Raw genomic sequence first — 12,410 nt, 5'->3', positions numbered from 1 at the left:
GCGGCAGCGCTACCACCGCTTGCCGGCGAGCGGGCAATAAAAAAGGCAGGCCCCGGTTGCCCGGGCGCCTGCCCTTGTCCGGACGGCGGAAGCCGCCCGGAAAGCTTGCATACGCTTACGCGTGGTCGCCGATCACGTTGATCGTGACGTCGACGACGACGTCCGTGTGCAGCGCGACCTGGACGTTGTGCTCGCCGATCATCTTCAGCGGGCCTTCCGGCATGCGCACTTGCAGCTTCTCGACTTCGTAGCCTGCCTTCTTCAGCAGTTCCGCGACGTCGCCGTTCGTGACCGAGCCGAACAGACGGCCGTCGACGCCCGACTTCTGCGTGACTTCGAACGTCTGGCCGTTCAGCTTCTCGCCGACTGCCTGCGATGCTGCCAGCTTTTCAGCGGCGATCTTTTCGAGTTCAGCGCGGCGCACTTCGAATTCGGCGATCGCTTCCTTCGTTGCACGGCGAGCCTTGCGGTTCGGGATCAGGAAGTTGCGAGCGTAACCGTCCTTGACCTTGACGATGTCGCCGAGGTTGCCCAGATTGGCGACTTTTTCCAACAGAATGATTTGCATTCGAATTCTCCTTATTGCGTCGCCTGATTACGCCTTGTGCTGATCGGTGTACGGCAGCAGCGCGAGGAAACGCGCACGCTTGATTGCCGTATCCAGCTGACGCTGATAGTGCGACTTCGTACCCGTCAGGCGAGCCGGCGTGATCTTGCCGTTTTCGCCGATGAAGTCCTTCAGCGTATCCGTGTCCTTGTAGTCGATCTGCTCGACGCCTGCGGCCGTGAAACGGCAGAACTTCTTGCGCTTGAAGAGCGGGTTTTGTTGCTGACGACGCTTGTCGAATTTCTTACCAGTCGGGCGGGCCATGATTTCAGTCCTTTCCAATGTCCTGCAATGCAGTGATGTGAAACACCAAGGTTCTCGCGTTGCGGCTTTTCTTGGCCAGGAAGCCCGTGAACAGCGTCTCGACGCCCATTTCACGACTTTCCAGCTTGCCGCTCGCCTCACCGGCCGCCACCGCGTCGATCGTCATGTCGACCTGACGGGGAATGCCTGCTTCGACGACTTCCGTGCGGTGATGCAACGTGGCGCTGGCGATCGGAACACCCGCCGGCGTATATCGCACCGGTGCGCGTTCGACGACGCTTGCCTTCAATTGCAACCTGTTCACGGGAGTGACGCGCTCCTTGATGGCTTAATGAGTGACGAACTTAAGCCTGCGCTTCGGTCGGCTGAGCTGCAGCCGCCTTCTTGGCTTCTTCGCGCTGAACTTCCTTCATCATCGGCGACGGGCCGGTTTCGGCCTTCTTCATCTTGACGATGAGGTGGCGCAGCACGGCGTCGTTGAACTTGAACGCGTGTTCGAGTTCGTCGAGCGTCGTCTGGTCGCACTCGATGTTCATGCAGACGTAGTGAGCCTTCGCGAGTTTCTCGATCATGTAGGCCAGCTGGCGACGGCCCCAGTCTTCGACACGGTGGATCTGGCCGCCGTGCGACGTGATCGTGGTCTTGTAACGCTCGATCATCGCGGGCACTTGCTCGCTCTGATCCGGGTGCACGATGAATACGATTTCGTAATGACGCATTACACACTCCTTGTGGATTAAAGCCACCCGGGCGTCTGAACCGGTGTGGCAAGTGAGAAGCCGAAGATTCTAACCCGGTTACGGGGCGCATGCAAGGCCAATCGACGATTTGCAAACGGATTCGGCCGTGTTTTCAAAGACTTGAACAGGTATGCCGGGGCAACCGGCCACCGTTCGGGCCTTCTGACGCCGGGGTCGGAACACCAACGCGCCGGCCCCGCCGCCACGGTCATTCGCCGTGCGTGCCCGCAAGCCGCGCGTCGAGCGCCGTCCGGAACGCCGCGAGCGCCGACGGCTCGGCGTCCGTCACGGCCCACCACGTCATCCCGGCCGCGTTCCAGCGGTCGAGCGCATAGCCCTGCGACACGGTCGTGTACGGGGCCGCCGGCCGTTCGCCGGCCGGCTGCACGTAGACGTCGACCACGTGCTGCCGGTGGCGGTAGACGAGCACCGCGACGCGGCGACGCCCGACGTAGTCGAGCCGGCCACCGACCAGCGCGAAGCCGTTCCTGGCGAGATCCTCGACCGGCGGCGCATAGTCGAGCCGGCCGTTGAACCACGGCTTGACCGTGTGCTGGTCGGTCGAGATCACGTCGATGTCGCGCGCCGACAGGTCGGCCCGCACGTGGCTCGCGACGAGCTCGTCGACCGTTCGGTCGGTGTCGGCATGGCGGGCGGACCAGGCCATTCCGCCCGCCGCCGCGAGCGCCATCAGCAACGCGACACCCCAGCCGAGGCCCGGCAATGCGGCCACGCGCGGCCCGGTGCCGGCCGGCACCGGTCGTGCCGCCCCGCCACGCCCGGTCAGCCAGGAGAACCAGTCGCGCCCGCGCGGCCGCCGCGGCGGCGGTGACTGGGGCTCGGGCCGCGGCTCGGTCCGCGACGACTCATCGGCACGTGCGTCGGCCGCTGCCGGCAGGCGCGCGAGGATGCTCGCCCGCAGCGCGTCCGGCGCGCGGTGATAATCGGCCTGCCGCACCGCCTGCACCAGCGTGACGATCCGCGCACGCTCGCGACGGCACGCATCGCACCCTTCGACATGCTGCTGGACCCGCAACGCATCGGGCGCCGACAGCTCGCGGTCGACGTCCGCGTCCAGCAACGCTCGCGCTTCGTTACAGTCCATCGATAGCCTCCGATGCGGTTCCGCCCGCCGGCGCACGGCCCGGCCGGCCTTCGGTCGCCGACGCCGGCGCGTCGCCCAGCAGCGCGGCGAGCTTGCGCCGCCCGCGCGCGAGCCGCGACATCACCGTGCCGACCGGCACGTCCGCGATCGCCGCGATCTCGCGGTAGCTCAGGTCCTCCATCTCGCGCAGCACGAGCACCTCGCGGTATTCGGGCGGCAACTTCGCGAGCGCCGCATTCACGAGCCGCACGTTCTCGCCGCGCAGCAGGTGCGCGAGCGGATCCTCCGTCGCCGGCTGCCAGTCGTCGGGTACGTCGGTGTCGTCGAGCGTGTCGGGCAGCGCGACCTCGTGCGCATGCGTGCGCCGCCGCCACTCGGTGTACCAGGTGTGGCGCACGATCGTCAGCAGCCAGGGCCGCGCGTTGTCGCCGCGACACGAATCGACGAAGCGCAGCGCGCGCATGCACGCGTCCTGGACGACGTCGTCCGCATCGCCGGCGCTGCCGCTCAGCCAGCGCGCGAGGTTGTACGCGGCGTCGAGATGCGGTAGCACGAGCGCGCGAAATCGCTCGCCGCGCGCGACCGCATCGTTCGCCGCCCGTTCATCGACCGCCTGTCCGGCTTGCCCCACATGGCCTCCCTGGTCCCGGCGGCCGACGCCGCGCCCGTTCCGCGCACGGCGCCCGGACAGACCGGCAACGTGCGCGCTCGATGACCTTACCGCTGCTGCGTCGAGTTTATTCCCGCGCCGCGCGCATGAAGCGTAAAAATCGCCGGACGGCCGGGCGGCCAGCCGGTTAGGGCGTGGTGCTCCAGTAGCCGGGACGCGCGTACGCGGCGCGCAGGTAGTCGATGAAATAGCGCACGCGCGCCGGCACGTAGCGCTGCTGCGGGTAGACCGCGAGGATGTCGTAGTCGGGCAGCGCGTATTCGTCGAGCACGGTCTCCAGTTCGCCCGTTTCGAGCTGCGCGGCGATTTCCCACGTCGAGCGCCAGCCGAGCCCGAGCCCTTCGGCCACCCAGCGGTGCAGCAGCTCGCCGTCGTTGCAGTCGAGATTGCCGGTCACGCGCATCGTCGCGATCTTGCCGTGACGCTGGAAATACCAGCCGCGGTTCTGCCCGCCCTGCAGGTTGAAGGCCAGGCAGTTGTGCTTCAACAGGTCGTCGAGCGACTTCGGCCGGCCGTGCTTGCGGAAATACTCAGGCGTGCCGCACACGACGCGCCGGTTCGACGCGAGCTTCACCGCGACGAAGTTCGGGTCGACCGCGCCGCCGATCCGGATCGACAGGTCGTAGCCCTCGCGTACGAGATCGACGACACGGTCGGTCAGGTTGAACGACAGCTGCATCTCCGGCTTGTCGGCCAGGAAGCCCGGCGCGTGCGGCGCGACGTGCTTGCGGCCGAACGCGGCCGGCGCCGACACGATCAGGTGTCCGCTCACCGCGCGCCGCCCGGCGGCCAGCTCGTTCTCGGCCTGATCCCATTCGGTGAGCAGCCCGCGGCAGCGCTCGAGGAATGCGGCGCCCTCCTCGCTGACCACCAGCCGCCGCGTCGAGCGGTACATCAGCTTCACGCCGAGGCGCTTCTCGAGCGCGTCGATGCGCCGCCCGAGCACCACCGGCGACACGCCCTCCTCGAGTGCCGCCGCCGCGAGGCTGCCGGCATCGGCCACCCGCACGAACGTCTCGATCTGCTTGAAACGATCCATCTCCTGTCTCCGTCCCGGCTCCGACACCGGCGGGAAGCCCCGTCCGGCCGTCATTCCATACTTTTAGTTTCGAAATAAGCGACTTCGGCGGATCTTATCAAACCTTTCCTGCATCCCTAAAGTGTCCTCAACAGACCGATTCGCAAGATTCCACCATCCAAGGAGACATTCATGGCCAAGATGAGAGCCGTCGACGCAGCCGTACTCGTGCTCGAGAAGGAAGGCATCCAGACCGCGTTCGGCGTGCCGGGCGCCGCGATCAACCCGTTCTACTCGGCCATGCGCAAGTCGGGCGGCATCAGCCACGTGCTGGCGCGCCACGTCGAAGGCGCGTCGCACATGGCCGAAGGCTTCACGCGTGCGGCGCCGGGCAACATCGGCGTGTGCATCGGCACGTCGGGCCCCGCCGGCACCGACATGATCACCGGCCTCTACTCCGCATCCGCCGACTCGATTCCGATCCTCGCGATCACGGGCCAGGCGCCGCGTGCCCGCCTGTACAAGGAAGACTTCCAGGCCGTCGACATCGAGTCGATCGCCAAGCCGGTCACCAAGTGGGCCGTCACCGTGCGCGAACCGGCGCTCGTGCCGCGCGTGTTCCAGCAGGCGTTCCACCTGATGCGCTCGGGCCGTCCGGGCCCGGTGCTGGTCGACCTGCCGATCGACGTGCAGCTCGCCGAAATCGAATTCGACATCGACACGTATGAACCGCTGCCCGTCTACAAGCCCGCGGCCACCCGCGCGCAGATCGAGAAGGCGCTCGCGATGCTCAACGACGCGGACAAGCCGCTGATCGTGTCGGGCGGCGGCGTGCTCAACGCGGCGGCCGAAGACCTGCTCGTGCAGTTCGCCGAAACGGTCGGCGTGCCGGTGATCCCGACGCTGATGTCGTGGGGCGCGATTGCCGACGACCACCCGCTGATGGCCGGCATGGTCGGCCTGCAGACGTCGCACCGCTACGGCAACGCGACGATGCTCGCGTCCGACTTCGTGCTCGGCATCGGCAACCGCTGGGCGAACCGCCACACGGGCAGCGTCGAGGTCTATACGAAGGGCCGCAAGTTCGTGCACGTCGACATCGAGCCGACGCAGATCGGCCGCGTGTTCGGCCCGGATCTCGGCATCGTGTCCGACGCGAAGGCCGCCCTCGCGCTGTTCGTGGCGGTTGCACGGGAATGGAAGGCCGCCGGCAAGCTGAAGGACCGCAGCGCGTGGGCCTCGGAATGCCAGGAACGCAAGCGCACGCTGCAGCGCAAGACCCACTTCGACAACGTGCCGGTCAAGCCGCAGCGCGTGTACGAAGAGATGAACAAGGTGTTCGGCCGCGATACCTGCTACGTCAGCACGATCGGCCTGTCGCAGATCGCCGCCGCGCAGTTCCTGCACGTGTTCAAGGCGCGCAACTGGATCAACTGCGGCCAGGCCGGCCCGCTCGGCTGGACGATTCCCGCCGCGCTCGGCGTGCGTGCGGCCGATCCGAGCCGCCCGATCGTCGCACTGTCCGGCGACTACGACTTCCAGTTCATGATCGAGGAGCTGGCCGCCGGCGCGCAATTCAAGCTGCCGTACGTGCACGTCGTCGTGAACAACTCGTACCTTGGGCTGATCCGCCAGGCGCAGCGCGCGTTCGACATGGACTACTGCGTGCAGCTCGCGTTCGACAACGTCAACGCACCGGAACTGAACGGTTATGGCGTCGACCACGTGGCCGTCGCGGAAGGCCTCGGCTGCAAGGCGCTGCGCGTGTTCAAGCCGGAAGAGATCGAGCCGGCGCTGCGTCAGGCGCAAACGCTCGCGGAAGAGTTCAGCGTGCCGGTGGTCGTCGAAGTGATCCTCGAGCGCGTGACGAACATCTCGATGGGCACCGAAATCGACGCGATCAACGAATTCGAGGACCTCGCCGAAAAGGCCGAGCACGCCCCGACCGCGATCTCGATGCTCGACTGAACCGCACGACTTTTTTGACTGACCGACCGAAGAGGCTTAGCTCATGCCGAAGTTTGCTGCAAACCTGACCATGCTGTTCAACGAAGTGCCGTTCCTCGACCGCTTCAAGGCGGCCGCGGACGCGGGCTTCGACGCCGTCGAGTTCCTGTTCCCGTATCCGTACGCGAAAGAGGAACTCGCCGAACGGCTCGAGACGCACCGCCTGCGCCTCGTGCTGCACAACCTGCCCGCCGGCAACTGGGATCAGGGCGAGCGCGGCATCGCGTGCCTGCCCGATCGCGTCGGCGAATTCCAGGAAGGGGTCGGCCGTGCGATCGAGTACGCGAAGGCGCTGAAGGTGCCGCAGCTGAACTGCCTCGTCGGCATCCCGTCGGCGAGCACGGCGCGCGACAAGACGTTCGTGACGATCGTCGACAACCTGCGCTTCGCCGCCGATGCGCTCAAGCGCGAAGGCATCCGCCTGCTGGTCGAGCCGTGCAACAGCTTCGACATCCCGGGCTTCGCGCTGAACCGCTCGTCCGAAGGGCTCGACGTGATCCGCGCGGTCGGCTCGGACAACCTGTTCCTGCAGTACGACATCTATCACATGCAGCGCATGGAAGGCGAACTGGCCGCGACGATCGAACGCAACCTCGCATCGATCGGCCACGTCCAGCTCGCGGACAACCCGGGCCGCAACGAGCCGGGCACCGGCGAGATCAACTACGCATTCCTGTTCGCACTGCTCGACCGGCTCGGCTATGCCGGCTACGTCGGCTGCGAATACAAGCCCCGCACCACCACGACGGAAGGCCTCGGCTGGCTGCACGGCGTGGCCGGCTGCGCACCGGGCTCGGCGCGTCGCGCCGCCTGAGTCGCGCCCTTCCCGTTTTCAGCCCTATAGGAGACTTTCACATGGCAACCATCGGTTTCATCGGCCTCGGCATCATGGGCGCGCACATGGCGCGCAACCTGCTCAAGGGCGACCACCAGCTCGTCGTCAACGGTGCGTTCCCGGTCCCGGACGACCTGCGCGCGAGCGCGAAGGTCGTCGCGAACTCGACCGAAGTCGCGCAGCACGCCGACATCATCATCTCGATGGTGCCGGACACGCCCGACGTGCGGAACGTGCTGTTCGCCGACGACGGCGTCGCGAAGGGCCTGACCGCCGGCAAGCTCGTGATCGACATGAGCTCGATCTCGCCGCTCGACACGCAAGCATTCGCAAAGCAGATCAATGCACTCGGCTGCGACTACCTCGACGCGCCGGTGTCCGGCGGCGAAGTCGGCGCACGCGAAGCGACGCTGACGATCATGGTCGGCGGCCCGGAAAAGGCGTTCGAGCGCGCGAAGCCGCTGTTCGAGAAGATGGGCAAGAACATCACGCTCGTCGGCGACAACGGCGCGGGCCAGACCTGCAAGGTCGCGAACCAGATCATCGTCGCGCTGAACATCGAGGCGGTCGGAGAAGCGCTGCTGTTCGCCGCCCGCTCGGGCGCCGATCCGGAGCGCGTGCGCCAGGCGCTGATGGGCGGCTTCGCCGCGTCGCGCATCCTCGAAGTGCACGGTGCGCGGATGACCAAGCGCACGTTCGATCCGGGCTTCCGCATCGAGCTGCACCAGAAGGACCTGAACCTCGCGCTCGACGGCGCACGCAAGCTCGGCCTCGCGCTGCCCCACACCGCGAGCGCGCAACAGCTGTTCAGCGTGTGCGCATCGCACGGCGGCAAGGCATGGGATCACTCGGCACTCGTGCGCGCGCTCGAGATCATGTCGAACTTCGAGATCGGCCAGACGCCGGCCGCGTAACGCGGATGTCACAACGCGCGTTTTCGCTGCGATGGCGGAGGCGCGCGACGCATACACGCGACTCGGCCGCGGCCGGTCGCATCGATGCGCGAACCTGCGCGCATCACGGTGGGGCGCCCCGCCCGGCATCGCTGAAACGCATGCGGGACGGGGCGAAAAACGCCGCTCTGGGCTGAGAGCGGCGTGGTGGGGTCCGCAGCGGCACCCGGCGGCGCCGGGGAAGCCTTGGTCGGTCAGACGTCGTCGTCGGGTGTCCGCCTGTCGGATTTCGCGTATTACATTTCTTTACGTTCGAGCGTGCGATTTTTCATGCAATCGTCGCGATGAACGCCTACACTTTCGCCACGCCTTTCGAGAAATCCGCCGCGCTTGCGCTCACTCCGGTGACCGTGTCCAGCGCGGTGTTTTTTTCACCACTTCACGGCGCGTTTTCTTTTTCAACCACCTAGGGAGTACAGCGATGGGTCTTCTTTCGTTTATCAAAGAGGCGGGTGAAAAACTGCTGGGTCACGCCGACGCGCAAGCGGCGGAAGATCCGAATGCCGCGAACCAGACCGCGGCCGATGCGATCAAGAACTACATCAACTCGCAAGGTCTCGACACGTCGAACCTGACCGTCTCGTTCGACGGCGCATCGCGCACCGTCACGCTGTCGGGCAGCGTTGCCGATCTCGACACGAAGGCGAAGGTCAAGGTCGCGGCCGGCAACGTGCAAGGCGTCGCAGGCGTCAACGACGACGATCTGCAGCCGGACGATCCGGAAGTCCAGTACCACGATGTGAAGCCGGGCGACACGCTGTCGGCGATCGCCAAGGAAGTGTATGGCGACGCGAACAAGTACCCGGCGATCTTCGAGGCGAACAAGCCGATGCTGTCGAGCCCGGACCGTATTTATCCGGGCCAGAAGCTGGTGATTCCGCCGCAGTCCTGAGCGTTCGCGCAGCACTGACGCAAAAATGGCAGGCCACTGGCCTGCCATTTTTTATGCGCGCTACGCGCCGCCCGAGCGGCGGCCATCCGTCACAGCGTATCGAACGCGCGCTGCAGTGCATCTCGATCCTGAATGCCGTTCGCGAGCGCGAGCATCAGCAGCACGCGCGCCTTGAACGGGTGCAGCGAGCCCCCGCTCACGAAACCGAGCGCATCGTCGCTCGCGGCGCCGTTGCGCATCACGTGCCCCGAACCGACGCGCGACGCACGGACCACCGTCACGCCCGCTTTCACCGCATCGGCGAGCGCCGCCTGCAGCGTCGCATGGATCGACCCGTTGCCGGTGCCCGCGACGACGAGCCCGCGCACGCCGGCCGCGACGAGCGCATCGACGGCCGTGCGTGTCACGCCCGCATAGCTCGCGACGACTTCGACCGGCGGCCAGATCGCGGCGATCGCCAGTTGCGTGTCGCGCGTGCGCGTGACGCGCCGCGCGAATTCGACGCGGCCGTCCTGCACCCAGCCGAGCGCGCCGAGCTCCGGCGACTGGAACGCGTCGACCGCATAGGTGCTCGTCTTCACGACATCGCGCGCGCCGTGGATCCGGTTGTTGAACGCGACCAGCACGCCCTGCCCGCGCGCGGCCGGATGCGCGGCCACCGTCACCGCGTTCAGCAGGTTCAGCGGGCCGTCGGACGACAGCGCGGTGGCCGGCCGCATCGCGGCCGTCAGCACGACCGGCTTGTCGCCCCGGACGACCAGATGCAGCGCATACGCGGTTTCCTCGAGCGTATCGGTGCCGTGGGTGATCACGATGCCATCGATGGCCGGGTCGGCCATCAGCACGTCGATCCGCGCGGCGAGCGTGTTCCACAGCGGCAGCGCGAGATCCTTGCTGTCGATGCTGGCGACCTGCTCCGCGTCGATACGGGCGACCGACGCGAGCGCCGGCACGGCGTCGACCAGGAAATTGACGCCGAGCGCGCCGGCCTGGTAGCCGGCCGTGCTGGCTGCGTCGGGCGCGGCGCCGGCGATCGTGCCGCCGGTGGCGAGTACGGCGATGCGCGGCAGAGGCGTCGCCGACGGAGGGGATGCGGGATTCTGAGTATTCATGGCCGCGATTGTAATGGCTCGCGGCCGGCATCCGTCAGGTCACGCGCGTTCAACGGGGCGCAAACGCCCCGTGTCATGGTTTGTCCCGATCGCCGGCGCGCGCACGCCGTCAACGGCCATGCCGGCCGCCGCGTTATAGAAATGCCGTTCTGGTGTTTTCACATTGATTTGCCATAATCGGAGCGCGCGGTGCGATGCGGCCCTGTTCCCGTTGCGTCGTGCTTCGTGACGGCGTCGATATAAAACGCAATTCACCCCATGGGAGTGTCGAAATGAAAATCCAATCGCTCGTAGCCGCAGTGCTGCTCGGCGGCATGCTGGCTTCCCCCGCTTTCGCGGCCAACAGCCAGCAGGACAAGATGAAGGCCTGTAACACCCAGGCAGCCGGCAAGACGGGCGATGAACGCAAGGCGTTCATGAAGGACTGCCTGTCGACGAAGCCCGCGAAGGCGATGACGCAGCAGGAAAAGATGAAGGCGTGCAACACGCAGGCCACCGGCAAGAAGGGCGACGATCGCAAGACGTTCATGAAGAGCTGCCTGAGCAGCCAGCCGGCCGCCTGAGTTTCGGCGCTCCCGTCTGAATGCCGCGCCCCGCTTCGGCGGGCGCGGCATTTTTGTTTTCGTTGCACGCGCATCGACGCGCGCATGCCAGTCTTTCCCGCCCCGTTTTTCCGCCTGCCGGCCCGGCGCCGCCATATGGTGCGGCAATTCGCCGCGTTTTCTTCTATGATGGCTGCAACGCGGCCCACCCAAGACCAAGAAGCGCCATCGGGCCGCCCTCGAGACGGACGCGCACGCGCGTCAAACGGAGGCTTGGATGGCATGGAGACAACACCGCTGGTTCCGCCGCTGGCTGATCGTGATCGTGTTCTGGGCGGTGCCCGTCGCGATCATCGCCGTGCGCGAGATCCGCGAGGAAATGGCCTACAACAAGGCGGACCTGCAGCTCGCGCTGACCACCTGGCAGCTCACCGACGCGCAGCAGGCCGCCGGCGCCACCGCGAAGTGCCACGGGGATCCTGACGAAGCGCGCGCGGCCGGCTGCCCGGCCGATGTGCTCGCCGCCAACGCGCCGCGCCAGCAGGCGGCTCGCGACGAATACGTGGTGCGCCGCAATACGCTCGCCGGCTATCTGTGGCATGCGTTCGTCGGCTACTGGGTCGTCCCGGCCGCGTTCCTGTTCGCGTGCGGCGTCGTGATCGCGCTGATCCGCCGCGCGCTGCGCCGCCCGCCGATCAAACCGCCCGTTCCGCCCGTCACGCACTGACCCTGGCGCGCGCCCCAGGCGCCGCCGCCCTCTGCCCGACCGCCGCATTCTCCGCTCGCAGACCACGCGCGGGGCGCGCGTCGCGCGTCGGCGCCGCTTCGTCCGTTGGCGCGCCGCGACACCCCCGCGCGATTTGACGCTTTTTCACGCGGCAACGAAAAGAGGCCGTAATCCGCTGTGATATAACTGCCGACGTGATCCGCTCCTTGAGCGAGACTCACTCCGAACATCATCCGATGGAGAACAACGATGCAAAAACGGAATCTTGTCCTGAAAGCCGCCGCCGCACTCATCGTCGGTAGCCTCGCGCTCACCGGTTGCACCACCACCCCGGACAAGCCGGACAACGCCGCGACCAACGCGTCCAAGCGCCAGTCGATCGACGCGAGCGTCGACGCCACGCTGTCGCGCATGTACTCCACGGTCAAGGGTTCACGCGAGCTCGTCGCGAAATCGCGCGGCGTGCTGGTCTTCCCGGAAGTGCTCCAGGCCGGCTTCATCGTCGGCGGCCAGTCCGGCAACGGCGCGCTGCGCGTCGGCGGCAGCACGGTCGGCTACTACAACACGTCGTCGCTGTCGGTCGGCCTGCAGGCCGGCGCGCAGTCGAAGGCGATCGTGTTCCTGTTCATGACGCAGCAGGCGCTCGACGAATTCCGCGGCTCGGACGGCTGGGCAGCCGGCGCCGGCGCATCGGTCGCACTCGTGAAGATGGGCGCGAACGGCGCGGTCGACTCCAACACGGCCACCGCACCGATCCAGGTCGTCGTGCTGACCAACGCCGGCCTGATGGGCGACGTGTCGATCAACGGCACGAAGGTCACGAAGCTCAAGATCTGACGTTGACGCACTGCCCGCGCGCTGCGCGCGGGTCATGCGCAAACGGCGATGTCCTTGCGGGCATCGCCGTTTTTTTATCCGCCGGCGCCGTGCGCCAAGGC

16 protein-coding genes are annotated in these 12,410 nt (G+C 66.8%); 8 read left to right on the top strand and 8 right to left on the bottom strand.

Annotation, left to right across the window (positions count from 1 at the left end; all coding sequences use genetic code 11):
* Window positions 1-115 precede the first annotated feature (115 nt).
* The 7 genes from rplI to HWW87_RS06655 form a co-directional block, all read right to left on the bottom strand.
* Window positions 116-568, bottom strand: coding sequence for a 50S ribosomal protein L9 (gene rplI / locus HWW87_RS06685; RefSeq protein WP_174431662.1), 453 nt, complete (start codon window positions 566-568; stop codon window positions 116-118).
* 27 nt (window positions 569-595) lie between these two features.
* A complete protein-coding gene (gene rpsR, locus HWW87_RS06680; protein ID WP_096503057.1) occupies window positions 596-871 on the bottom strand; it encodes a 30S ribosomal protein S18 in 276 nt (91 codons plus the stop codon).
* Between the two features lie 4 nt (window positions 872-875).
* Window positions 876-1,175 (bottom strand): primosomal replication protein N, encoded by a 300-nt coding sequence (gene priB, locus HWW87_RS06675; protein ID WP_174431661.1) that lies wholly within the window; start codon window positions 1,173-1,175, stop codon window positions 876-878.
* Window positions 1,176-1,215: 40 nt separating this feature from the next.
* Window positions 1,216-1,590 carry a 30S ribosomal protein S6 gene (rpsF, locus tag HWW87_RS06670; RefSeq protein WP_006402295.1) on the bottom strand — a complete coding sequence of 125 codons (375 nt, stop codon included), beginning with the start codon at window positions 1,588-1,590 and terminating at the stop codon, window positions 1,216-1,218.
* A gap of 229 nt (window positions 1,591-1,819) precedes the next feature.
* Window positions 1,820-2,716 carry a zf-HC2 domain-containing protein gene (locus tag HWW87_RS06665; RefSeq protein ID WP_175819678.1) on the bottom strand — a complete coding sequence of 299 codons (897 nt, stop codon included), beginning with the start codon at window positions 2,714-2,716 and terminating at the stop codon, window positions 1,820-1,822.
* Window positions 2,706-3,347, bottom strand: a complete 642-nt coding sequence (locus HWW87_RS06660) for an RNA polymerase sigma factor (protein ID WP_175819677.1) — start codon at window positions 3,345-3,347, stop codon at window positions 2,706-2,708. Before HWW87_RS06660 ends, HWW87_RS06665 begins: the two co-directional genes overlap by 11 nt.
* Before the next feature lie 166 nt (window positions 3,348-3,513).
* The gene (locus HWW87_RS06655; RefSeq protein ID WP_175819676.1) at window positions 3,514-4,425 is read right to left on the bottom strand and encodes a LysR family transcriptional regulator; all 912 of its coding nucleotides are present in this window, start codon (window positions 4,423-4,425) and stop codon (window positions 3,514-3,516) included.
* Window positions 4,426-4,596: 171 nt separating this feature from the next.
* Between HWW87_RS06655 and gcl the strand changes: the two genes are divergently transcribed.
* The 5 genes from gcl to lysM all read left to right on the top strand — a co-directional run bounded on the left by gcl (window position 4,597) and on the right by lysM (window position 9,091).
* Window positions 4,597-6,372: a glyoxylate carboligase gene (gene gcl, locus HWW87_RS06650; protein ID WP_175819675.1), complete on the top strand. Its 1,776-nt coding sequence runs from the start codon at window positions 4,597-4,599 to the stop codon at window positions 6,370-6,372.
* A 43-nt stretch (window positions 6,373-6,415) separates the two neighbouring features.
* Window positions 6,416-7,225 carry a hydroxypyruvate isomerase gene (gene hyi, locus HWW87_RS06645; RefSeq protein ID WP_175819674.1) on the top strand — a complete coding sequence of 270 codons (810 nt, stop codon included), beginning with the start codon at window positions 6,416-6,418 and terminating at the stop codon, window positions 7,223-7,225.
* Window positions 7,226-7,266: 41 nt separating this feature from the next.
* Window positions 7,267-8,160, top strand: a complete 894-nt coding sequence (locus HWW87_RS06640; RefSeq protein ID WP_027813618.1) for a 2-hydroxy-3-oxopropionate reductase — start codon at window positions 7,267-7,269, stop codon at window positions 8,158-8,160.
* 323 nt (window positions 8,161-8,483) lie between these two features.
* On the top strand, window positions 8,484-8,609 hold the full coding sequence (locus HWW87_RS37405) for a hypothetical protein (RefSeq protein ID WP_279608004.1): 126 nt from the start codon (window positions 8,484-8,486) through the stop codon (window positions 8,607-8,609).
* A gap of 11 nt (window positions 8,610-8,620) precedes the next feature.
* The gene (lysM, locus tag HWW87_RS06635; protein WP_174431654.1) at window positions 8,621-9,091 is read left to right on the top strand and encodes a peptidoglycan-binding protein LysM; all 471 of its coding nucleotides are present in this window, start codon (window positions 8,621-8,623) and stop codon (window positions 9,089-9,091) included.
* A gap of 89 nt (window positions 9,092-9,180) precedes the next feature.
* On the opposite strand, the gene HWW87_RS06630 is transcribed toward lysM, so the two are convergent.
* Window positions 9,181-10,203: an asparaginase gene (locus tag HWW87_RS06630; protein WP_175819673.1), complete on the bottom strand. Its 1,023-nt coding sequence runs from the start codon at window positions 10,201-10,203 to the stop codon at window positions 9,181-9,183.
* Window positions 10,204-10,475: 272 nt separating this feature from the next.
* Here HWW87_RS06630 and HWW87_RS06625 point away from each other — a divergent pair, with 272 nt between their 5' ends.
* The 3 genes from HWW87_RS06625 (at window position 10,476) to HWW87_RS06615 (ending at window position 12,309) form a co-directional block, all read left to right on the top strand.
* Window positions 10,476-10,766 carry a PsiF family protein gene (locus tag HWW87_RS06625; protein WP_174388134.1) on the top strand — a complete coding sequence of 97 codons (291 nt, stop codon included), beginning with the start codon at window positions 10,476-10,478 and terminating at the stop codon, window positions 10,764-10,766.
* 256 nt (window positions 10,767-11,022) lie between these two features.
* Window positions 11,023-11,472, top strand: a complete 450-nt coding sequence (locus HWW87_RS06620) for a hypothetical protein (protein WP_174431652.1) — start codon at window positions 11,023-11,025, stop codon at window positions 11,470-11,472.
* A 249-nt stretch (window positions 11,473-11,721) separates the two neighbouring features.
* Window positions 11,722-12,309, top strand: coding sequence for a YSC84-related protein (locus HWW87_RS06615; protein ID WP_006478613.1), 588 nt, complete (start codon window positions 11,722-11,724; stop codon window positions 12,307-12,309).
* Window positions 12,310-12,410 lie beyond the last annotated feature (101 nt).

The sequence above is a fragment of the Burkholderia sp. BCC0419 genome (assembly GCF_902830285.1).
In the GTDB taxonomy this organism is placed as follows: Bacteria; Pseudomonadota; Gammaproteobacteria; order Burkholderiales; family Burkholderiaceae; genus Burkholderia.
This window is presented reverse-complemented; position numbering and strand designations above follow the sequence as displayed.